This is a genomic window from Streptosporangium sp. NPDC023615 (assembly GCF_040640155.1).
GTDB lineage: Bacteria > Actinomycetota > Actinomycetes > Streptosporangiales > Streptosporangiaceae > Streptosporangium.
Window position 1 is genome coordinate 1 of the sequence record NZ_JBFABE010000097.1, and the last position, 22,110, is coordinate 22,110.

The 22,110-nt window shown below is 40.3% G+C and carries 19 protein-coding genes and 2 pseudogenes; 11 read left to right on the forward strand and 10 right to left on the reverse strand.

The window, feature by feature from the left end:
• A pseudogene (locus tag AB0G16_RS36195) lies at positions 1 to 485 on the reverse strand (hypothetical protein); the annotation flags it as partial.
• A 202-nt stretch (positions 486 to 687) separates the two neighbouring features.
• Here AB0G16_RS36195 and AB0G16_RS36200 point away from each other — a divergent pair.
• The 3 genes from AB0G16_RS36200 to AB0G16_RS36210 all read left to right on the forward strand — a co-directional run bounded on the left by AB0G16_RS36200 (position 688) and on the right by AB0G16_RS36210 (position 2,433).
• Positions 688 to 993: an excalibur calcium-binding domain-containing protein gene (locus AB0G16_RS36200; protein ID WP_362815200.1), complete on the forward strand. Its 306-nt coding sequence runs from the start codon at positions 688 to 690 to the stop codon at positions 991 to 993.
• Positions 966 to 1,376 carry a hypothetical protein gene (locus AB0G16_RS36205; RefSeq protein ID WP_228706932.1) on the forward strand — a complete coding sequence of 137 codons (411 nt, stop codon included), beginning with the start codon at positions 966 to 968 and terminating at the stop codon, positions 1,374 to 1,376. Before AB0G16_RS36200 ends, AB0G16_RS36205 begins: the two co-directional genes overlap by 28 nt.
• An 853-nt stretch (positions 1,377 to 2,229) precedes the next feature.
• A complete protein-coding gene (locus tag AB0G16_RS36210) occupies positions 2,230 to 2,433 on the forward strand; it encodes a CsbD family protein (protein WP_101204353.1) in 204 nt (67 codons plus the stop codon).
• A gap of 194 nt (positions 2,434 to 2,627) precedes the next feature.
• Here AB0G16_RS36210 and AB0G16_RS36215 read toward each other — a convergent pair whose 3' ends face one another.
• Positions 2,628 to 2,951 (reverse strand): hypothetical protein, encoded by a 324-nt coding sequence (locus tag AB0G16_RS36215; protein ID WP_101204338.1) that lies wholly within the window; start codon positions 2,949 to 2,951, stop codon positions 2,628 to 2,630.
• 77 nt (positions 2,952 to 3,028) lie between these two features.
• Complete coding sequence (locus AB0G16_RS36220) at positions 3,029 to 3,517, reverse strand: nicotinamide-nucleotide amidohydrolase family protein (RefSeq protein WP_102076497.1); 489 nt, start codon at positions 3,515 to 3,517, stop codon at positions 3,029 to 3,031.
• 363 nt (positions 3,518 to 3,880) lie between these two features.
• On the opposite strand from AB0G16_RS36220, the gene AB0G16_RS36225 reads away from it, so the two are divergent.
• A complete protein-coding gene (locus AB0G16_RS36225) occupies positions 3,881 to 5,899 on the forward strand; it encodes an AAA family ATPase (protein WP_102076498.1) in 2,019 nt (672 codons plus the stop codon).
• An 88-nt stretch (positions 5,900 to 5,987) separates the two neighbouring features.
• On the opposite strand, the gene AB0G16_RS36230 is transcribed toward AB0G16_RS36225, so the two are convergent.
• Positions 5,988 to 6,620, reverse strand: a complete 633-nt coding sequence (locus AB0G16_RS36230) for a recombinase family protein (protein ID WP_102076499.1) — start codon at positions 6,618 to 6,620, stop codon at positions 5,988 to 5,990.
• Between the two features lie 809 nt (positions 6,621 to 7,429).
• Between AB0G16_RS36230 and AB0G16_RS36235 the strand changes: the two genes are divergently transcribed.
• Both AB0G16_RS36235 and AB0G16_RS36240 read left to right on the forward strand, forming a co-directional pair.
• Positions 7,430 to 7,846, forward strand: coding sequence for a hypothetical protein (locus AB0G16_RS36235; protein ID WP_102076501.1), 417 nt, complete (start codon positions 7,430 to 7,432; stop codon positions 7,844 to 7,846).
• Positions 7,847 to 8,168: 322 nt separating this feature from the next.
• Complete coding sequence (locus AB0G16_RS36240; protein ID WP_102076502.1) at positions 8,169 to 9,473, forward strand: NAD(P)/FAD-dependent oxidoreductase; 1,305 nt, start codon at positions 8,169 to 8,171, stop codon at positions 9,471 to 9,473.
• A gap of 71 nt (positions 9,474 to 9,544) precedes the next feature.
• On the opposite strand, the gene uvrA is transcribed toward AB0G16_RS36240, so the two are convergent.
• The 4 genes and pseudogenes from uvrA to AB0G16_RS36260 form a co-directional block, all read right to left on the reverse strand.
• Positions 9,545 to 12,079: an excinuclease ABC subunit UvrA gene (gene uvrA, locus AB0G16_RS36245; RefSeq protein WP_102076503.1), complete on the reverse strand. Its 2,535-nt coding sequence runs from the start codon at positions 12,077 to 12,079 to the stop codon at positions 9,545 to 9,547.
• A 333-nt stretch (positions 12,080 to 12,412) separates the two neighbouring features.
• Positions 12,413 to 12,856, reverse strand: coding sequence for a VOC family protein (locus tag AB0G16_RS36250; RefSeq protein WP_362815192.1), 444 nt, complete (start codon positions 12,854 to 12,856; stop codon positions 12,413 to 12,415).
• Positions 12,857 to 13,084: 228 nt separating this feature from the next.
• Positions 13,085 to 14,011: pseudogene (locus tag AB0G16_RS36255) on the reverse strand (bestrophin family ion channel).
• Between the two features lie 117 nt (positions 14,012 to 14,128).
• A complete protein-coding gene (locus tag AB0G16_RS36260) occupies positions 14,129 to 14,968 on the reverse strand; it encodes a LysR family transcriptional regulator (protein WP_362815194.1) in 840 nt (279 codons plus the stop codon).
• Positions 14,969 to 15,146: 178 nt separating this feature from the next.
• Between AB0G16_RS36260 and AB0G16_RS36265 the strand changes: the two genes are divergently transcribed.
• From AB0G16_RS36265 to blaCARB, 4 genes are all read left to right on the forward strand, one after another.
• A complete protein-coding gene (locus AB0G16_RS36265; protein ID WP_228706520.1) occupies positions 15,147 to 15,464 on the forward strand; it encodes an SMR family transporter in 318 nt (105 codons plus the stop codon).
• Between the two features lie 205 nt (positions 15,465 to 15,669).
• Positions 15,670 to 16,794: an S-(hydroxymethyl)glutathione dehydrogenase/class III alcohol dehydrogenase gene (locus AB0G16_RS36270; RefSeq protein ID WP_102076507.1), complete on the forward strand. Its 1,125-nt coding sequence runs from the start codon at positions 15,670 to 15,672 to the stop codon at positions 16,792 to 16,794.
• Positions 16,795 to 16,937: 143 nt separating this feature from the next.
• A complete protein-coding gene (gene fghA / locus AB0G16_RS36275; RefSeq protein WP_228706521.1) occupies positions 16,938 to 17,771 on the forward strand; it encodes an S-formylglutathione hydrolase in 834 nt (277 codons plus the stop codon).
• 176 nt (positions 17,772 to 17,947) lie between these two features.
• Complete coding sequence (gene blaCARB, locus AB0G16_RS36280; protein ID WP_102076509.1) at positions 17,948 to 18,844, forward strand: CARB/PSE/RTG family carbenicillin-hydrolyzing class A beta-lactamase; 897 nt, start codon at positions 17,948 to 17,950, stop codon at positions 18,842 to 18,844.
• Positions 18,845 to 19,103: 259 nt separating this feature from the next.
• Here blaCARB and AB0G16_RS36285 read toward each other — a convergent pair whose 3' ends face one another.
• Both AB0G16_RS36285 and AB0G16_RS36290 read right to left on the reverse strand, forming a co-directional pair.
• Positions 19,104 to 19,694, reverse strand: coding sequence for a recombinase family protein (locus AB0G16_RS36285; RefSeq protein WP_102076510.1), 591 nt, complete (start codon positions 19,692 to 19,694; stop codon positions 19,104 to 19,106).
• Positions 19,695 to 20,239: 545 nt separating this feature from the next.
• A complete protein-coding gene (locus AB0G16_RS36290; protein ID WP_102077895.1) occupies positions 20,240 to 21,379 on the reverse strand; it encodes a zinc-dependent alcohol dehydrogenase in 1,140 nt (379 codons plus the stop codon).
• 358 nt (positions 21,380 to 21,737) lie between these two features.
• Between AB0G16_RS36290 and AB0G16_RS36295 the strand changes: the two genes are divergently transcribed.
• A complete protein-coding gene (locus tag AB0G16_RS36295; protein ID WP_362815198.1) occupies positions 21,738 to 22,061 on the forward strand; it encodes a hypothetical protein in 324 nt (107 codons plus the stop codon).
• The last annotated feature ends 49 nt before the right edge of the window (positions 22,062 to 22,110 follow it).

The window sequence follows — 22,110 nt, forward strand, 5'->3', positions numbered from 1 at the left end:
CACTTTTTTTTCTTCTCAACCGTAGCTACGGTTGAGTTGTCTGTTTTTTCTTTCTCTTGTTCAACTGGCGGCTCATAGCCCTGCTCAGACTTTTTAAACTCTAGTAGTCTGACTTGCGCGAAATCCTGAATACTGGCGTTGGCTTTATCCAGCGTTTTGTTGAGCTGACTGATCTGCTGCTGATAATTCTCTATCAACTTCTTTTGATCACTCACTTGTTGGCTGAGGTGTTCATTTTTGAGCTTTTCAAGCGCTAATTGGTGTTCAATGTCTGTACTGTACTGAACATTCTGACTGTTCAGAGGTGTACTTTGGACAGTGTTCACTGAACGTTCAGTACGTTTTTTAGAAATTGGCTCACCAAACACGCGCAACATTTCTGAAACGTCTATTTTCTTGTCTGCGGTTCTGGATAGCTCACCATCATTGACTTTCTGATAAATGGTCGTTCTTGATACACCCCATTCTTTTGCTGCTTTTGTCACCGATATGTTCATTCTTCACCTAGTGTTCAAGTACGTTTTTAGTGTCTGTACAGTACAACTGTCCAGAACGTTCAGTGAACAACTATGGCACTAACCCGTCTATCAGGCAAATTATAAATAAACTGCTGTGCAAATCAGACGTTTAGTTATACAGCACTCACTTTATTGAACAAATATAGGGTATTATTAATACTTGAACGCAGTGTTTTGGATATCAAAAAAAGTAGTTTTTATGAAAAAATTTATTTTAAGTATAGCGTTATCTCTCTTTGCTTTATCTTCTCAGGCAGCAGTTACAGTCACTGACAATCCATTTTATAGTGATGTTGAGGTAGAGCATCCGTTGTTTGCTAAAGGTGCTGGCGGCTCTCAATGCAAAGGCTTACCGCGCACTTGTGGGCAGATGGTTAGCTGTGAACAAGCTAAACAAGCACTCAAATGTGGAAATACCAAGCTAGACCGTGATAAGGACGGCGTACCATGCGAATCAATATGTCCAGGTGGTTAATTGCAGTAGCGTCTATCGTTATGATTGGGTGCAGCTCAGGCAATACAGAAGATGATCTGTATGGTTCAGGCTATATCGTAGTGAGTGAGCAGACATGGAGTAAAGATTACACAACACCTTATCCGTTTACAGTGCCTGAGGGTGAGATTGCGTGTGCCTCAAATCCTTCCTTTGGTCGTGAGGTGTTTTTTCATCCTAAGGGTTACACCGATGAATCTTACGTTGGTATACCGCTTAACAAAGCAGCGGTAGATGGCTTAAAGCTAAGTCGTTTGACGCCAAATGTGCCTTATAGTGTCAAAGAAGGGGCTGACCTTAGTGAAGCCGTACAAATTGGATTGAAGGTCTGTGATGAGTATGAGGATAGGTTTGCGAATTATTAAGTTCAGTTTCCCATGTGGGTGTCATCATAATTGATTAAATTATTCATATACAAAATAATAATACTGGATAGGTTCGCTCAATGTACTTTTTGATGGTATTTTAAAGAGTCATTTACAATAATGGATAGATAAAGTATAAAGTAGATATTAACAATAAAGAATGATGCGAGGGCGGTTATGAGCAACAAGGAATTTGTTCTACGAGCTTTAGGAGTGAGCGGTTTAATCCTCGTCTTGAGCACTATAGTCGTGACTAGATTTTTCTAATTGACTGTAGTAATCCTTAGTGGGCTTACTTTCGATAAGTCGCTCTACCTGTCCAAGAACTCTCTAAAAAAGCCATCTAGTAGATTGGCTTTTTCTGTCTAAAATCATTTGTCATAACGCCCATTATACGATTTAACGAAAGGGTTTTTTATACCTTCTCAGAATGTTAAGTCTCAGGAAATTTCAGAGTGGTTTAGTAAGAGCGTCTCCCAGCTCTGACACTAGAACCAATCTTATAGTCTTTTTTAATTAAAGACTTTTCTTATAACTAACAGTCCGGTCCGAATCATAACTTATACCGTCATAACAAATTGGTAGACTTAATAATAGCTCAGCAATACTTTAAACATTCGTTATACAGACAGTCCAAATGTGTATCTCTATATTAGATATGTCAGCTTAATAATTGCTGATAGCCTATCCATCAATAAAAAAAATAAAAGATGGATGAGCTTGTTCTTGATATAGATGCGTTGACTTAAAAACGCATAAATAGAAAAGGAAAGCCATGATGAACAATCAAGATTTGAACGAACAAAGTATGGATGAGCAGTACAAAAACAATCAAAAAATGGATGATAACGATATGAACAATCAAACCCTAAAAGGCGAATGGAACCAACTCAAAGGTTCAGTAAAACAAAAATGGGGAGATTTAACAGATGATGATCTCACTCATATCGAAGGTGACCGTGACAAACTGGTTGGACGTGTCCAAGAGCGTTATGGTCATTCAAAAGAAGACGCTGAACGTGATGTAGATGAGTGGCGTACACAAAACAACTATTGATGATTGAGTGTTTAATAATTAGACCCTAAAAATGTAAAAAGCCCGTGATTATGGTCACGGGCTTTTTTAGTCAATTCTGCTAATGATGTAAGTAAAGATGAGACGCTTAATAAGTACGGTTTCTTAGTTAAACTTGAACACATGGCGGTGAGCTATTTATATTAATACTTAATGGATTGCGCGCTTTCTCATACTTACTGCACTCCATCTGCCGGTGTTTGATCTAAGTTCGAGTTATTTTCATTAACAGTAACCGTATCATCCGTCTTTTGGTCATTTTCTACACTCCCATTACTAGAATAGTATGCTGTACCACCTGCACCTTCTACCTCCTCTGTAGGAGCAGGGGTTTGATCGTCAGCCTCGGTCGCTGTTTGCACAGGTGTCATTTCGCTAGATTCTGTATTAGGAGCCGGCTCTTCTGTCTCACTGCTGCAAGCGCTGAGACCAAAGAAACTCACCAAAAATACTATCCATAGTTTATTTTGAAGCGATTTAATAGGTACTGATGTTTTCATTTTAATATCCTTATTATAGTTTCTAGCAACAAAAAACATAGAGGATGGGCTAAAGCCCTAAATAATAAGATTTTAAATTAGTCAGTATGGCGATTTACAACCTCTATAATACTCTTACAAATAAGACTATTGATGCTGCGTAGCTTTTGCTCAGGGGCGCCTTGACAGATACTGCGAAAATCATACAGCTCATCTTTATAACCAATGCAATAAAAAAACGTACCGACAGGCTTATCCTTAGTTTCAGAGCCTCCAGACGTTAATAGTCCTGTACAAGCCACATATAAGTCGGCTTCAAACATGGTCTTAGACTTATTAACCAGTTCTTGGGTGACTTCTAAGGATTCAGGTGTACACTGAGCAATTAATTGGCTCGATATATTTAACACGTTCTTTTTTATCGCAACGTCATAGCATACCAAGCCGCCCATTAATATATCGCCTGAATAAGGACTCATAGAAAAGCGATGTGCTAGATAGCCCGCGGTCGCGCTTTCAATGAAGACTATGGTCAATTGCTTATCTGCCAACAACTTAGCACAGCTATCAGTCACAACGCCCTCCATATTAGCATTAGAACAATCAAGACTATTACAGTACGATCCTATTTAAGATTCAATTCATGTAGTGATGAATTTACGTAACAGTATTTTTTAATTAAGCCTACTTATAGCGAGCCACTCAAGCTCTTTTCTTGGTTCGGTACCCTAGTGAGTACTTGAGCCTTCGGCTGTAGGCTAATGATATCGGTATATTGAGTTATTTAGGTAGTCGCGGTGTACTTCGTTGTGTACATGCAGTGAGCTTTTGGAGCATTATTTTTATTTAGCATAAGCGCTGTTATGGCAATGATTAGTGTTTTCAGGATAGATTGAGCAATAGAGTAACCATTATTAAAATCAATAATATTAGGAAAGGGAAATAAATTTATGAGACTAATCAAAGCTAGAATTCAAAACTACCGAAGTATAATTGATACTGGAGAATTTGAAGTTGAAGATCTAAAGACGATAATGGTAGGGCCAAATGAGGCAGGGAAAACAGTGATTTTAAAAGCTTTACAACAGCTAAGTAAACCAAAAGAAGTAGATGGATTTGAAGCACTTAGAGATTATCCGCGATCAAAATATAACGATATCACTTCTGAAAAGGTCCTCCCTAAAGACATTACAGTCGTAACAGGTTGGTTTAGACTAGATGAAGATGATGCAGAAATTGTACCGGCTGAATTTCACGACTGTATATATAAATTATATAAAAATCTTGATAACAGGGTATATCATTCTCTCGAGAATGGCCCATCAAAAATTCGTTATAAAGACATTAGAGGTGACTTAGCAAGGTTAATGTCTCATTTAGATAAACAGTATGGTATTGAACATCCAGACGAAGATACTGGAAAACCTAGTAATGTTTTAAGGACTATCAATCAAAGTTGGAACGATAATACCCTCATATCAGAAGATAAATCTAAAGAGTTACAGAGTTTTTTAGAGAATAATTTTGCTCTTATAGAGGAAGATAATAATAAAGAAGAAGAAAGATACGAAAAGTTAAAAACTTTAATTGAGTTTAATGAGCAGATTGATAATGTTTTAAGTATTCTGGATAAAAGGACACCAGTATTCATTCTCTTTAATAATTATTTTAAAGTTAAACCTTCTGTACATTTGGAGCATTTAGCACAAAGAACCGAACAAAATCTACTAGATGATACTTATTATGATTATGGAAATCTTTGTCTCCTCAAGTTACTAGGTTTCACTGCAAGAGAGCTGTCTGAACTAGGAAAGACAAACAGCCCATCTATTAACGATCCACAAGCTTTAAAAGAATATAAAGATAGACTTGATAGTAGAAGTTATCAATTAAATGCTGCAAGTGTTCGGTTAACAGAGGAAATCAGGAAAGTATGGATGCCAAATCCTGACCGACCAGAAGCAGATAGGTTAAGGGTTATCGCTGATGGACAATATTTAAAAGTCGTTGTAGAAGATGAGATTGGTGTTGATATTGAATTAGACCAAAGGTCAGAAGGTTTTCAATGGTTAGTTTCATTCTTTGTTGTATTCTTTGCAGAAGCAATGGATAGGCACAAAAACGCTATTTTGCTTTTAGATGAACCTGGTATGAGTTTACACGGTTTAAAACAGCGGGATTTTAGAGAAACTCTCACAAGATTAGCAGAAAAAAACCAAACTATTTATACTACTCATTCTCCTTTTTTAGTTGGACCTGACGAACTAGATATCGTCAAAGTAGTAGAAATGAAGAACCGTAGAGATGGAACAAAGGTCCATACTACAATTTCTTCAAGCGACCCAGCTGGCCTCTTACCTCTTCAAGAAGCACTAGGATATGACTTAGCTCAAAGTCTATTTACGCAAAAGAAAAACTTGATTTTAGAAGGCCTTACAGACTATTGGTACATAGAGTCAGTTTCAGCACTGTTGCGTCAATCTAGTGTGGTAAGTTTGGATGAAAAGATAGCTCTGATTCCTGCTAATACAGCTGGTAAAGTCGTATATTATGCTACTATTTTGCATGCCCAGAAATTAAAGATTGCAGCTTTACTTGATTCTGATAGCGCAGGCGATCAAGCAGCTCAACAGGAAAATTTAATTCATACTTTAGGGAATAAAAATATATTTCGAACCAAGGACTACTGTAAAAATGTTTCTACGCCCGAAATTGAAGACTTATTAAGGAAAACACTTATTGATATTGTACAGTTAGAGTATTCTATTAATTGTCAAGACATTGCAGATTCACAGCCTAATAGAAGTATTGTGAGTATATTCAATAAAGAAGTACCAAATTTTTCAAAGTATAATCTAGCTAAAGCTTTTATAAAGTGGTGTAAAGATCACGATTCATCTCACCTAGCAGCTGATGAAGTTGATGAGTGGAAAAAACTTATTGAAAGTATCAACAAAGCATTAAAATGATTTTTTGGCATACTCCAAGAGAACCATCTAAAAAGGCTCATTAATCCATTAATAGACTACTCATAGTAGACTGCTGTAGTGGAACCACTTAATGAGCAATGATAAGTTTAGGTCTTTCCTTGGCCACATCAGCGATCAGATGCCGTGAGCACTTGGCCATTTTCTGAATATCAGAATAGCTATGGCCTGATTTGAGTAGACTGGCAATAATCTTACGCTTTTCGGTATCTTTCCTACGTCCTGAATACTTACCTTCTGCCTTAGCACGAGCAATACCTTGCATCTGACGGTTACGGCGATCCTCATAATCTTTTCGAGCAATGGCTGCGAGCATATCCAGCATCATCGAGTTAATGGCCTGCAATACACTGCTCATAAATTCAGTGCTGCTTTCAGGTTGAAGTGCCATATAGGAGGTCGGCAGCTCTTTTGATACGATAGAGAGCTTTTTTTCTGATAGCATTCTTTTGAGCGTATCCCAATCAGCTTGGTTCAAACGTGCCAAGCGATCAATCTGCTCAACTAAAATAACATCGCCCTTATGAGCATCTTCAATCAGCTGCATAAGCTTGGGTCGCACCAAGATAGCTCCTGATTCGTTTTCGACATAGAAGGCGGCAATCTTGTGGCCATGATCGTTGGCAAATGCTATGAGTTCGCTTTTGGCACGCTTAGCATCTTGTTCTTTGGTAGACGCTCGTAGATACGCTCTGATAAACATAAACACCTAAAATAGTCTGTTATAAGTGGTTCCATTATAGCAGTCTGTTTTAAGTGGTCTGTTAATAGGTTTGAGGGGCGAAATAACTGGTTCCCTTGGGGTATACCCTAATTTACAATGCTCACTTGAAGTTAATAAGTCCAAAAAAGATTTGTTGGTAATTTTCATATCATTCAAAGTAGTTAGCTAACTCTCCCAAGCATAAGATACTTATCCAGTAGAATTAAGCTGCCTAGTTTAGTTTTTGCATTGGCGTAAACATACAAACAATCAAATGGAAAAATTATTATGATGTCTAAGCTAATCATTGTGGTGCTCATACTGTTATTTTTATCTGGTTTGTCAGGGCTACTGGAAATTGTATTTTACAACGGTATTAATGCCGATGGTATATTGCAAGAAAGTTTCTTTTTGCCGTTATCCTTCATATTGGCAACACTAGCGGTCGTACTTTATATATGCTCAATAGCAACTAAACTAATATCTGCAAAGCTCAAATGCTGATGATGGAAGCCTTATTTATGATTCATAATTTCAGAGCCACTTTTTATTTTTAGAATGTTCATATAACAGTCGTTTAACTAACGTCAATGACGAACACCCAACCTTATTTTATACTCTGCAATTATCTTCTATTATTACTAACATGTAAAAGTCATTTTATTCTAATGCTGGTTATTATTTCTCATAAACAATGTAAAGTAGGCGTTATAGATCAGATAGTAAGTAATGAGCTGAATCTATAGTGCTAAAAAAACATATGATTTACAGATACTGATCTTTCAGTCAACCTTATTAGGATTAAAATAATGACTCTTTCCGTAAATAAAAACAATGTAGCCTCACTTGCTCAAGAGTCTGGTATCCAACTTATTAAAGCAGGTACTTATAAGCTAAACCAACTCGCTGGCTTACTTGAAGTTAACAACCTAAAAAGTCAGATGGCAGAAGTTAGCGTCACCAATAATACTAATGGTTTAACGGTTGGTTTTTTTGCCATGCAACCTGGTGTTGAGTTTGAGTACACTTATGAATTTGTAGAATACAAAGTAATCACTAAGGGTAAAATTGTGATGCGGGATTTACAAGGCAACAAATACGTGGCAGAAGTAGGTGATATCTTACTATTTACACCTAACGTGACGGTTATATTTGATGGCGAAAGTGATGGTGAGGCAGTTTATACCGCACATCGCAGTGCTGATAACATGTTTGCACCTAAGTAAAATTTCAGGCTTATTATGAAAAATACATGATGAGCCTGTTAGCTGATTTCATGGTTGTTAATAACGATTTGAACAAGTCATCTGCCTTCGATCTATTGAGGAGGGTAGATACATCAAGTACTCACGATTAAGCTTCTAATATTCATGATTGTGATGGCCATAAGCTCACCATTTCCTGCCACGTAAAAGCCTGATTTATGATTTTAGCTTTCATGAATCTCACCTCATAATGACAGCAGTCTATTAGTTACTCTGGTTTTCATAACCTACCTTGCGAATAGATTGTCAGTTATTTGAATATGTTATTGTCTAGGACAACGTTATGAATATAATCACACCTAAAATTGTCGTTATTGGCGGCGGTGCTGGTGGTTTAGAGCTTGTAACCCAATTAGGACACAAGTTAGGAAAGAAAAAGCAAGCCGATATATTATTAATAGATAAAAACCGTACTCATATTTGGAAACCGTTACTGCATGAAGTCGCGACAGGCTCTATTGATTCTGATTTAGATGGTGTGGTGTACTCGGCGCATGCTGCTCAGCATCATTACCACTTTCAGCTGGGGGAATTTGATAATATTGATCAAAAAACTAAAACCATCACTCTTGCTGCACTGTATGATGAATCAGGCCATACTATCTTGCCGGAACGCCACGTGCACTACGATCATCTTGTTATTGCCATTGGCAGCATAAGTAACGACTTCAATACCCCTGGGGTGAAGGAAAACTGCTACTTTTTGGACTCAACTCAGCAAGCTCAACGTTTTCAGCATTCATTGCTTGATGGTTTTACGCGTCTTCATCAAGATGATAACCAGCAGCAAGCACTTAATATCGCCATTGTTGGTGGAGGTGCAACGGGAGTAGAACTTTCAGCTGAGCTGTACCATGTGTCTAATCTATTAAAGCTATACGGCTTGACAAATATGTCGCCGAAACGTTTACACATCCATTTAATTGAAGCGGGACCACGCATTTTACCTGCCTTGCCTGAGCGTATTGCATCAAGTGCTAAGCGCGAATTATTGAAACTAGGCGTTCATGTACGTGAACATACACAGGTGAAAGAGGCGACGAAGTACGGCTTTATTACGAAAGATGATGAGCAGATTGAGGCTGATATCATGGTATGGGCGGCAGGCGTAAAAGCCCCTGATTTTATTAAAGATTTGGGGGTTTTTGAGCTTACTTCTAATAATCAAATTCGGGTAAATAAATTTTTACAAAGCACGGTTGATGACCGTATCTTTGTATTAGGCGATTGCTGCGCCTTCACCCAAACCGATGGCAAACAAGTGCCACCGCGCGCGCAATCTGCACATCAAATGGCAAAATGTGTTGAAAAAAATATAATTGCAACGTTAAGAAAGCAGCCACTACGAGGTTTTACCTATAACGATTATGGGTCACTGGTTAATCTATCACGTTACGGTACTGTGGGAAACTTAATGGGTAATCTCACCAATAACAGCTTTTTCATTGAAGGAAAGATTGCCCGTTTTATGTACATATCGCTCTATCGCATGCATCAGATGTCTATTCATGGTGCCTTCAAGACATTTGCTTTATGGATTAGCGAAAAGATACTACGCATAGGTCGTCCAAAGATCAAATTACATTAAGTAAAACGACAGCGATAAACTGATTATCGCTGTCGTTTTTTTACACTATCATAAGAGGTTTGCGACGGGCACTAGAGGCGCATGAAAGGTGCGGTTCGGCTGATCTTCGACTCAGCGACTGTTTCAGGTAATCCTTGCGCCACGATATGGCCACCTTCACCACCTGCACCAGGGCCGATATCAATCACCCAATCACTACTACTAGCAACCTGCATGTCGTGTTCGACCATGATAACGCTGTTACCGGCATCAACAAGTCCATTCAATTGCGCCATCAACATCGAGACATCTTTTGGGTGCAAACCCGTTGTTGGCTCATCTAGGATATACAGCGTATCGCCGCGCTGCGTTCGCTGCAATTCAGTGGCAAGTTTAATACGTTGGGCTTCACCGCCAGATAGCTCAGTTGCTGGTTGGCCAAGTCGTAAGTAGCCAAGCCCGACTTGTAGCAAGGCACTTAATGCTCGCAAGATAGCAGGGTCGTCTGCAAAGAATTCATAAGCTGATTCAACCGTGAGCGCCAGCACATCGGCGATGTTTTTGTCACGATACGTGACCTCTAGCGTGTCCTCATTGTAGCGCTGTCCGTGACAGACTTGGCAAGGCGAATAGACGCTAGGAAGAAACAGTAGCTCGACACTCACAAAGCCTAAGCCTTCACAATTAGGACAACGACCTTTAGTCGTGTTGAATGAAAAACGCCCTGCGTTGTAACGACGAGATTTTGCCTCGCTCGTTGACGCGAATAGCTTACGGACATGATCAAACAGTCCGGTATAGGTAGCAAGGTTTGAGCGCGGCGTACGCCCAATAGCTTTTTGATCGACGGTTACCAGTCGTTTGACATCATCCATACCCTCAATGATTTGTCCACCGGTTGGCGTCTCCAACTCTTGCTCAAGTAAATCGGCTTCGCCAGTTGGAGCTTCAACCGTTTGTTTTTGTCCTAGAGCCTCATAAACGAGCTCTACCAAAGCTTGACTCACTAGACTCGACTTTCCTGAACCTGATACACCCGTGACAGTAGTCATCACACCCAATGGAAAACCGACATCCAGCTCTTGTAAGTTATTACGCGTAATCCCTGTAAGTTTAAGCCACGCTGTCGGCTCTCTTGGTGTGCGTTTTACGATAGCGTCAGTGCTGAACAGATAGCGGCTGGTATGCGAGTGAGTCACGTCGCGCAATCCCTCTACAGGACCACTATAAATCACCTCGCCGCCATGAGTACCCGCATTGGGGCCAACGTCTACGATCCAATCAGCGTGTCTGATGACGCTCACATCATGCTCGACGACAAACACTGAGTTACCAGCGGCAATGAGCTCATCTAAGGCACTTAGTAATGCTTGGGTATCTGCTGGATGAAGACCAGCGGATGGTTCATCTAGTACATAAACCACCCCAAAAAGTTGTGAGCGAATTTGAGTGGCTAGGCGTAAGCGTTGTAGCTCACCAGGAGATAGTGTAGGTGTGGTGCGCTCAAGTGATAAGTACCCCAAACCCAATAGGGTCAGTGCTTTTACCCGAGATAACATATCACTGGCAATGCGCTGAGCGACGATAGCCTTTTCACGATTTGCCATATTGTCAGTTGGGACTTTATTGGCCGCAGTCTCAAGCTTGCGCGCCAGTTCGATAAAGGTCAGTTGCGACAGCTCCCCAATATCAAGTCCTGCGAACGTAACGGATAGTGATTCTTTTTTCAGTTTTTTACCATCACATTCTGGACATACAGAGATTTGCATAAACTGAGAAACGCGCTTTTTTGTCAATGAGCTCTGAGTAGTGGCAAAAGAATGCAGTATGAAGCGCTTTGCACTCGAAAACGTGCCCATATAGTTGGGCTTTTCGCCGCTCTCAATCGCTTTTCTTACTTGCTCAAGGCTGTATTCAGGGTAGACAGGAACGGTTGGGGTTTCATCTGTAAACAAGATCCAATCGCGGGTTTCTTTTGGCAGTTTATGCCAAGGCGTGTCAATATCGTAGCCGAGTGACACCAGTATGCGGCTTAGGTTTTTGCCTTGCCACGCTGGTGGCCATGCTGCGATAGCACGCTCTCGAATGGTTTTGGTGTTATCAGGTACTAGTAACTCTTCGGTGACTTCAAACACGCGGCCAATACCAGAGCAAGTAGGACAGGCACCCTCAGGTGTATTTGGCGAAAACGCATCGGCATACAATATCTCTTGACCAGTAGGATAATCTCCAGCTCGTGAATAGAGCATGCGTAGCCCGTTTGAGATAGAGGTAACACTGCCCACTGATGAACGCACTGAGGGCGTACCTCGTTGTTGTTGTAGAGCAACTGCTGGCGGCAGACCTTCTATCATATCAACATCAGGCTCATCAACTTGATCTATCAATCGACGCGCATAAGGGGATACTGAATCTAAATAACGACGTTGTGACTCAGCAAATAAAGTGCCAAAAGCAAGTGATGACTTACCTGATCCTGATATACCGGTAAAAACGACCAGTGCATCACGAGGTAAATCTACATCTATATTCTTTAAGTTATGAACGCGAGCTCCCCTGACTCGAACACTGTGGTCAGTGTCACAGAGAATGTCTTTATTGATATGTTTATTGTTATTGGTGGCCATAAACAGGCGACTCCTATTGAATTGTATTTCTTGATTTTAAATATATTTGGATTTTGCTCATTGACGTTTGCAGTCATGGATAAGTGTTATTTATCTATTGATATTCTTTATAAAAGGTTGAATGTAATAAGAAGAATTTTAACATTTTGTTGCTATTACAGAGTCTGTGCGTTACTTACATAGTACGCGGACTCACATAAATAGACAGGGTATCAAGTGTTATAAAGCTGATTTCAATGACGAAAAAGGGTCCTGCAAAATTTGCAGGACCCTTTTTCGGTAGTATTGATACTAATATTAGCGGTTACGAACGAGCGGTCCGTAAGACTGCTGTTATGCTTCTTTGAAGCAATAAACGGCAAGCTTATTACCATCTAGATCACGAACATAGGCCGCGTAAGCGTTAGGCGCCCAATCGCGTGTACCAGGCTGGCCTTCATCTTGAGCACCAGCGCTCAATGCTGCTGCATGAAATGCGTCAATAGCAGCGCGGCTTGGTGCTTCAAAGCTCACCATATTACCATTACCAACACTAGCTGGTTGACCATTATTAGGTTTCATAACAAATAAAGATGGTGCATCTACGCCCCATATTGAACCATTATCACCTAGGTCAGCAATACGTTTAAGCCCTAGAATCTCTAAAACGTTGTCATAGAATGTACGTGCTTGATTAACATCGTTAGTGCCAAGGGTAACGTGAGTAAAAATGCTCATGTGTTGTTCTCCGGTTGTGGATGATTTTTTATCAATAGTTTTTCTATCGAGTTGCAGCAAGTTTGCCGCGTCGTCTGTCGATAGAAACCATCATACGTTATTTCATATAAAAGATAATAGGTCTAAAAAGAAAATGACTTTTACCATAAGGTAATAATAATTTTTATTAATAGAGGCTCGTATATCTACTCATGTTTGAACAATGCCATTATTTGTTCCGTCACCATCAAGACTGTTTATATAACTACTCAGCCAGAGACTTAAGGCTAACTGCTTACGCAAAATAATTTACTGTAAGTAGCCATTTTTAGATTTTATATCGGGCGGCAGATCGGTTTCTCCCAGTGCCTCTAGTAAGTTAATTTCGATGGTACGCGACAGAGCACTCAGTGGTAGATTGTTAGCGGCCAAGCCAAAAGGCGATTCCAACTCCTCACTAAGAGCATCTAAACCAAAAAAAGTATAGGCGATCACTGCACAGACAAACGGAGTAGCCCATCCCAGAGATGACACCAAACCAAAAGGCAACATAAAGCAATATAAGTAGGTGGTGCGATGTACTAACAGCGTATAAGCAAATGGTAGTGGCGTATAATGAATGCGCTCGCAGGCGGCCAAAACTACAGTCATAGAGGTCAGCCGTTCATCCATGTTCTGTACTAGAAATTCCTATAATAATCGCTCACGTCGGCTATAACCGACCTTTTTCCCCATCAGCCGCAGCAGGTACTCGGGCAGATTTTGCGCTTGGCGCATGCTGAGGTGATGCTCGGGTTCTACAAAACGATCAACGTCCTGCCAAGGTTCAGTGTCACGTAGTCGATGGCGCAGAGCATGAGTAAAGGCGATGGTTAGGTGAATCATACGGCGCTGGGTTTGCCGTCCAGTCTCCGTTTCTTCATCCATAAATGAGAGCACTTGGCGGGCCAAGCTACGAGCATCCACTACTAGCTGACCCCATTGACCCCTAGCTTCCCACCAGCGTTGATAGCTGGCATTGTTACGAAAGCCGAGGAACAATGATAAAGCAACCCCTAGAAAAGTGAAGGGAGCCGTACTATAAGAGGAGAAGAAGCCTGGAAACCAGTACTGGATGCCTGCTATTAGAGTGCTAAGCAAGATGGTGAGAAAAATCTGAGGATAAATTTTTGGTAGGATAGAGCCGCGCAAGGTAAAAAACAGCTTGAGTGCGTTCGGTTTTTGCTTGACGATCATGTCAGCCTCCTAACGATCGAGTTGGTTAGAGTAGTGTGCAAGACCTCCAAGTAATTAGATGATTTATCTTTCGAGGTGCGAGGCCTTAAAGTATGGGTAGTTCTTACTATCACCCAGTTAGGGTTTAGATAAATGTGCTGCTAAATAATCTAGTAGCAGCCTAATTTTTGGCGACAAATGGCGATTATGAGGATATAGAGCCCAAATAGCTTCCTCAGGTTCCCTAAGATTATCCAATAAGCTGACCAGCTCCCCCGATTCTAAATGCTTTTGTACGTAGTAATCAGGTAGCTGCACAATACCCAATCCCTTTATAGCCGCATCGACTAAACTATAACCGCTGTTATAACGCACGCTACCTGTCACTCGAATGTTTTTCTCTTTACCAGACTCTTTAAAGTGCCAGTAGTCTAGCGTCCCCAGCAGACAGTTATGTTGACCAAGTTCGGTCAGAGAATGCGGTATGCCGTATTTCTCAATATAGGAGGGCGCCGCACAGACAAAATTAGTACGACTACTGAGTTTTTTTGCCATCATAGTCGAATCACGAAGCTTTCCAATGCGAATGGCTAAATCATAGCCCTCTTCAATCAAATCAACCTGCTGATTACTCAAAAAGGCAGTCACTTCAATATCACTATATTGCACCATAAAGTCATTCACCAATGGCATCAATTGTTGTTCACCATAAGTGACAGGAGTTGTCAGTTTAATCATGCCTTGCGGTTTTGACTGCAAATTAGTCACCGCTTGCTCTGCGGCATCGAGACCATCAAGTACCCCGCGGCAGTGCTGATAAAAAACACGGCCTTCTTCTGTTAGCGAGACCTTACGAGTCGTTCGGTAAAGTAATTTAATATTGAGACGTTGTTCTAAGGCGCTGACTTGTCGACTTACTTGAGCGGTCGAGATGCCTATTTTCTTTGCAGCTTTCGTAAAACTCTCGTATTCAGCCACGTAAACGAACTCACTGATACCATCCCATTTCATCATTATTACCTATATGCAAAAGATAGTTTCGAATATAGCATATTATCATCTAATCAGAAATAGATATAATACAAGCATAAATTCAAACAGGCTCCAGTTCATTGCAACTAAAGCTTGCTAATACAAGAGGTGCAAAATGAGTTGGATGTTTCTTTTTTTCGGAGTGGTTGCAGAAGCTTTATCTCACGTTGCATTAAAACAGACGGATGGCTTCACTAAGCCGTTAGCAAGTATGTTAGTTCTGTTAGGACATCTAGCTGCATTTGTTTTTTTAGGACAGGCTATGAAAGGAATGCCGGTTGGTATTGTTCATGCGCTATGGGCAGGACTTGCGATAGTGACGGTAACGGCATTGTCTGCGGTTATCTACCGACAACATCTCGATTTGAGCACTTGGATCGGCATGGGGTTGGTTGCAGTAGGCGTTGCTACCATTAGCCTATCACAAGGGCATAGCCATTGATGTAAAGTAGCAACGAAGTACTGTATCCTTTTAAGTAGCTGCATTTGATGGGGCTAAAAGATAATAGTAAAGCAGTAGAACACTCATATCACAAAATGGTAAGGTAAATAGAGATCAAATTTTTCGCTCAGCTCAACATGGTGTTCTAGAAATATGTCTGAGTTGAACAGGGACAACAATCAACTAACCAAAAAGAGAGACTCTTATGTCAGATAAATTTATTAAATCGAAAGCCGCCATTGCTTGGGGGCCAAATCAGCCGCTATCTATCGAAGAAGTGGATGTCATGCTGCCGCGCAAAGGCGAAGTCTTGGTAAAAATCATCGCTAGCGGCGTTTGTCATACCGATGCCTTTACCTTATCTGGTGAAGACCCAGAAGGTGTATTCCCAGCGATTTTGGGTCATGAAGGTGGTGGTATCGTTGAGCAAATTGGTGAAGGCGTCACCAGTGTCCAAGTTGGCGACCATGTCATTCCTCTATACACCGCAGAATGTGGTGAATGTAAATTCTGTACTTCAGGTAAAACCAACCTATGCTCAGCAGTGCGCGAGACTCAAGGTAAAGGTCTGATGCCAGACGGCACAACGCGTTTTTATAAAGATGGTCAGCCAATTTACCATTACATGGGTTGCTCAACTTTTTCTGAATATACTGTCTTGCCAGAGATCTCATTGGCTAAAGTCAATAAAGAAGCGCCATTAGAAGAAGTTTGCTTGCTAGGTTGTGGCGTCACGACTGGTATGGGTGCGGTCATGAACACTGCAAAAGTCGAAGAAGGTGCTACGGTCGCTATCTTTGGCATGGGCGGTATTGGGCTGTCAGCGGTCATCGGTGCTGCAATGGCAAAAGCCAGCCGCATCATTGTGATTGATATCAATGAAAGCAAGTTTGAGTTAGCCAAAAAACTAGGCGCAACTGACTGTATTAATCCAAAAGATTATGACAAACCAATTCAGGAAGTCATCGTTGAGTTAACCGATGGCGGTGTTGATTATTCGTTTGAATGTATCGGTAACGTCGATGTGATGCGTTCCGCGCTTGAGTGCTGCCATAAAGGCTGGGGCGAGTCGGTTATTATCGGCGTGGCTGGTGCAGGTAAAGAAATTTCAACCCGTCCATTCCAGTTAGTGACTGGTCGTGTCTGGAAAGGTTCAGCATTTGGCGGCGTGAAAGGTCGTACGGAATTGCCAGGTTATGTTGAGCGCTATCTAGCGGGCGAAATCCCATTACAGGATTTCATTACTCATACCATGCCATTAGAAGACATCAATGAAGCGTTTGACTTGATGCATAAAGGCGAGAGTATTCGTACGGTTATTCATTTTTAAGAATGAGTCATCATGATCTTTTTTAACAAATAATCGGTCATTTATAGGTGATTAACATTAAGTAGTTATGTTGTCATGATAACAGTGCTGTCTCTTTTTGGGGGCAGCATTTAATGTTTTAACAGAGGTGTTTTAGTATGTCCATAGAGAATATTAGTGTCAATAAAAGTTTTGGTGGCTGGCATAAGCAGTATAGCCATCATTCAAAATCATTAAATTGTAGTATGCAGTTTGCTATTTACTTGCCGCCTCAGATGGGCAGTGGTACAAAAGTCCCTGTCCTTTATTGGTTGTCAGGCTTGACCTGCACAGATGAGAACGTCATGCAGAAGTCTGGGATACAGCGTATTGCTGCAGAATTGGGTATCGCTATTGTCGCCCCAGATACTAGCCCTCGTGGTGAAGATGTTGCTGATGATGCAGCCTACGATTTAGGTCAAGGGGCAGGATTCTACGTTAATGCTACTGAGATGCCTTGGAGCAAGCACTACCAGATGTATGATTATGTGGTCAATGAGTTGCCTGAGTTAATTGAGGCATCGTTTCCAGTATCTGATAAGAGAGCCATTTCTGGTCATTCGATGGGTGGTCTTGGTGCGTTGAACATTGGCATGCTTAACCCAGAGCGTTACCGCTCAATGTCTGCTTTTAGTCCTATCAGTAACCCTGTGAATTCTCCATGGGGACAAAAAGCTTTTACTGCTTATTTAGGTGAAGATAAAGCCAATTGGCTGAACTACGATCCTAGTGAGCTCATGAAACGAGCAACTGAATTAGTTCCTGCTAAAGTAGATCAGGGTGAGTCTGACAACTTCCTTGTAGAGCAGCTCAAGCCAGAAGCTTTACTCGCAGCTGCAGAATCAAACGATTATCCTTTAATGTATCAATTGCATGAGGGCTATGACCATAGTTACTATTTTATCGCCAGCTTTATTGAAGAGCATTTGCGCTTTCATGCCAAACATCTAAGTCAGTAAACTGAACAACTGATGAAATATTTTTAGCTAACCGTAACACTATCAGTAATAGTGTTACGGGACTGATTTCGAGTATGGTAGCTATACCATTACACCGTATAGGCAAGGCATATTGTTTTCAAAGGGTTTGCGTTATAACTGTAGATCATATGCCTTCAAAGGAAACTCTAATCATCATGCATTTACTCCAAAACAAGATTAAAATTTTTAGCACACTAATCACTATTTTTTGTCTTACGCTATCATTACACGTCAATGCAGCAGGCTCACTAATTGACTCTGTCAAAAATGCTGAGAATAAATTGGGTGCTCGAATCGGCATGGCTGTGCATGATTTAGAGACCGAGCAACGCTGGGAGTATAGAGCTGATGAACGTTTTCCTTTAAGCAGTACTTTTAAAACACTTGCTTGTGCCAATGTTCTTCATAATGTTGACTTAGGTCAGGAAAAGATAGATAGAGTCATAAGGTTCTCTAAAAGAAATCTGGTTACTTACTCTCCTGTGACAGAAAAGCAGGTAGGCAAAAAAGGTATGTCTCTTGGGGAGTTGTGTCATGCAACCCTGTCAACCAGTGATAATTCAGCTGCCAACTTTATTTTGCAAGCCATAGGTGGACCTAAATCTCTCACTCATTTTTTACGTTCTATTGGGGACAATACAACGCGACTTGATCGCTGGGAAACTGAGCTGAATGAGGCGACACCTAAAGATAAAAGAGATACCACCACACCAATGGCAATGATAACGACACTTGAAAAATTAGTGGTGGGAGAAACATTATCTACTGAGTCTCGTCAACAACTGCAATCTTGGCTTAAGGCTAATGAGGTTGGTGATGCGCTGTTTCGTAAAGGTGTTCCAAGTGACTGGATCATAGCAGACAGAACAGGCGCTGGCGGTTATGGATCACGTGCGATTACGGCTGTAATGTGGCCTCCAGGTCGCAAACCTATCATCGCCGCTTTATACATTACGGACACCGATGCTTCGTTTGAAGATAGAAACGCTGTGATTGCGAAAATCGGTATAGAGATAGCAAACACAGTGTTGATAGAACGTACTCTTGAATAATCTAATGAATAAGGATGAAAGGTAGATCAAAAATAGTTTAATTTACTCGCAAAAATCTCATTTTGTGTACATTTTAGCTATATTGATAAATCAAACCATTGATCAATATAGCTCACAATTGAAGGTTTAAGTTCTCACTAGATAGCAGCCCTTCTTCCCATAACAGCGCTTATGGTAAATAAGAATAAAGATCCAAAAGCTCACTGCATGTACACAACGAAGTACATTTAGACTACCTTATTCACTCCAACTATAACTGTTAGCTCTGCTTTAAGACACGATAAACGGTAGCTACCCCAACACCAACCGCCTTAGCGACTTCCTCTTTTGTCATATTGTTTTGACTATCTAATTCTCTAATACGATTGTGTTTCGTTGTATTAGGCTTCTTACCAGTGGGCTTATAGCCACTGTTCGCCAATCCCTGCTTAATACGCTCTCTACGTTTGTCGTTATCAAGCTTTGCCATCGTTGCTAATAAGTCGATCAGCATATGATTAATCACTGTTAGAATCTCACCTGTCATACCCTTACTTACCATATGCGTTGTTGGTAGATCAGCCACTACCAATCGTAAACCCTTATCTTTGATGCGCTGCTTTAGAATCGAAAAATCATCTTGAGATAGCCTGCTTAATCTATCCACGCTTTCAACTAGTAGAATATCGCCTTGCTCAGCGTCCTTTAGCAGCTTAGCTAATGCTGGTCTATCGAGCTTCGTACCACTGAAGTGCTCAACGTAATCAACATGGTTGTCATCATAATCTCTACTGAAAGTAATCAATTCCGCTAATGCTCTAGTAGCGTCTTGATCCTTAGTGCTAGCTCTCACATAAATACGCACGGTCATAACGCTATCCCTATTACTTAGACTTAATAATTAATGTTCATTGATAATAGCAAGATATTACTATCATTTAATAATAGAAACAAGTCTAATGATAGATAGGTTATCGTTTAGAAGTTTTATGTTTTATGTATAGTGCAATGGGAAGATAGAACTAAGACAATTAAAGAGCTGATTAAAGAACTCCAAAGTTTTGAGGATCAAAACTTGATTGTTATGATAACTAATGATGAAGGTGAAACATTTAACGGTAAAGTTGGTTAGCAAAGGGTTTGTAGCTAATAAAGATGATCCTGATAAATATAAGAAAGTTTATTGTGCTTTATACTTCTAAGCTTTAAGACCATCTAAGACAGTTAGTTAGTTTTTTTAATCCCTAAACCCATGAAAATCGGTTGGAGGATGATTTTTTTTGCCGTGTGCAGAGAAAAGCAAGTCAAAGATTTTTTTACTAGCTGCTTTAGCGATAATCATTATTTAAGACAACCTCGTTAAAGCAGCTATGACCTAACCTTTAAATGTTAAAAGTTAAGGGTAAATTTGAAAAATTAAGGAGTTAAAATGACTTTACGACATTCTTCTTCACGCTTTTCGAAAATTTCATAACCTTTAGCAGCGTCAGACAAATTCATACGGTGAGTAATAATAGCTTCAGGTGATAAATCACCATTTTCAATATACTCTAATAATTGTGGTATATACTTGTGTACATGGGTTTGGCCCATTCTGAAAGTAAGCCCTTTATCAAAAGCGTCACCAATTAAGAAATCATTAATGGGTCCTGCATATATACCAGGAACACTAACGACCCCGCCACGACGCACAGCTGCCATACATTGACGTAAAGCTGGAGCGCTTGATCCTTCAATTTTCGAACTGCCCTTAGCTTCAAAGCCAACCGCATCAATAACACCGTCAACGCCGCGATGTCCTTTGGTCTGTTCAATGATGAATTCAGCAGCATCTACCTTATCGAAATTAACCGGAATAGCCCCGTACGTATCTTTGGCATACTGCAAACGGTAGTCATTATGATCTACTACGAAGATCTGCTCAGCGCCTAACATTTTGGCACAAGCTGCTGATAACAACCCCACAGGACCCGCACCATAAATAGCTACGGTTGAACCTTTAGTAATATTGGCATTAGTCACGGCCTGCCAAGCAGTTGGTAAAATATCTGATAAAAATAAAACCTTCTCATCTGACAGTGAGCCATTTACTTTGAACGTATTAAAATTACCTTTAGGAACCCGTACAAATTCTGCTTGTCCACCAGGAATCCCACCATATAAATGGCTAAAACCAAATAAAGCAGCCGGTGGCGGAATTATTTTTTTATTAATAGCAGCGCCTGGGCCTGTATTTGTAGTCTCACAAGCGGACATTAGGTCATGCTGACAGAAAAAGCAGTTACCACATGCAATAACAAAAGGAATAACAACTCTATCGCCTTTTTTAACAGCAGTAACTTCAGAGCCTACTTCTTCAACCACACCCATAAACTCATGACCGAAGATATCGCCTTCCTCGGTTTTAGGTATTTTGCCACGATATAAGTGTAAATCTGAACCACAAATTGCAGTTGCAGTCACACGTAAAATAACATCATCTTTTTCTTGCAGTTTAGGCTCTGGGACATTGTCCACTCGCACATCTTTAGCACCATGATAAGTTAAAGCACGCATAATTTCTCCAGTTAAGTAAAGCTTGCAAAATCTCGATAAACCAATAATCTGTGATAATACAAGATAAAAGTTATTAGAATCAGTGGTTTATGATATCTAAGTTAAGTATTACTCAATTATATTAGCACCTTGAAAAACAAGATTTATAATCAACGTGTGTTAAAAAGGTTGCGTGTTGTAAGTGAAAAGTTGTAGTGGTCAACTAATTTAGGATACCCGATAAATTAACTTTTCGAGGCCTCCTGCCGAGGACTGAAGGCTTATAAAAGCTGTTTGTATTTTTAAAGTAACTTTTTTTGTTAGATAAGGCTATAATTTAATTTAATAATTATTAACATTTTTTTTATTTGAGGTTGCCATGGCAGTTCTTCTTGGATTTCTTTTATTGGTTATACCTGCGATATATATTTACTCTTTTATTAAGCCTGAGAAGTTCAATGTACGTACAGGTAAAAACCCCAATGGCAAATATAGCAGAATGCAATTTACAGGCATCACTGCTTTAATTTGGTTTGCAGTGGTAGCTATCGTTCCAATTTTCGTAGACACTGACACTGAAAGCGTTACTGCAAAGAGTTCTGAACCTGCTACAGTCGAAGAAAATCAACCTGAGCAGATTAAAGCAGTAATGCCTGTAGAAGAAGCGGTTACAACACGACAAGAAGCCACATTGGGTCGGTAATCATCCCAACCATAAGACACTTATCAAATAGAATTAAGCTGCGTGGTTT

Coding starts and splice junctions, on each gene's coding strand:
- AB0G16_RS36205 (WP_228706932.1), top strand. CDS start 966: ATGCGAATCAATATGTCCAGGTGGTTAATTGCAGTAGCGTCTATCGTT.
- AB0G16_RS36210 (WP_101204353.1), top strand. CDS start 2,230: ATGAACAATCAAACCCTAAAAGGCGAATGGAACCAACTCAAAGGTTCA.
- AB0G16_RS36215 (WP_101204338.1), bottom strand. CDS start 2,951: ATGAAAACATCAGTACCTATTAAATCGCTTCAAAATAAACTATGGATA.
- AB0G16_RS36220 (WP_102076497.1), bottom strand. CDS start 3,517: ATGGAGGGCGTTGTGACTGATAGCTGTGCTAAGTTGTTGGCAGATAAG.
- AB0G16_RS36225 (WP_102076498.1), top strand. CDS start 3,881: ATGAGACTAATCAAAGCTAGAATTCAAAACTACCGAAGTATAATTGAT.
- AB0G16_RS36230 (WP_102076499.1), bottom strand. CDS start 6,620: ATGTTTATCAGAGCGTATCTACGAGCGTCTACCAAAGAACAAGATGCT.
- AB0G16_RS36235 (WP_102076501.1), top strand. CDS start 7,430: ATGACTCTTTCCGTAAATAAAAACAATGTAGCCTCACTTGCTCAAGAG.
- AB0G16_RS36240 (WP_102076502.1), top strand. CDS start 8,169: ATGAATATAATCACACCTAAAATTGTCGTTATTGGCGGCGGTGCTGGT.
- uvrA (WP_102076503.1), bottom strand. CDS start 12,079: ATGGCCACCAATAACAATAAACATATCAATAAAGACATTCTCTGTGAC.
- AB0G16_RS36265 (WP_228706520.1), top strand. CDS start 15,147: ATGTTTCTTTTTTTCGGAGTGGTTGCAGAAGCTTTATCTCACGTTGCA.
- AB0G16_RS36270 (WP_102076507.1), top strand. CDS start 15,670: ATGTCAGATAAATTTATTAAATCGAAAGCCGCCATTGCTTGGGGGCCA.
- blaCARB (WP_102076509.1), top strand. CDS start 17,948: ATGCATTTACTCCAAAACAAGATTAAAATTTTTAGCACACTAATCACT.
- AB0G16_RS36285 (WP_102076510.1), bottom strand. CDS start 19,694: ATGACCGTGCGTATTTATGTGAGAGCTAGCACTAAGGATCAAGACGCT.
- AB0G16_RS36290 (WP_102077895.1), bottom strand. CDS start 21,379: ATGCGTGCTTTAACTTATCATGGTGCTAAAGATGTGCGAGTGGACAAT.
- AB0G16_RS36295 (WP_362815198.1), top strand. CDS start 21,738: ATGGCAGTTCTTCTTGGATTTCTTTTATTGGTTATACCTGCGATATAT.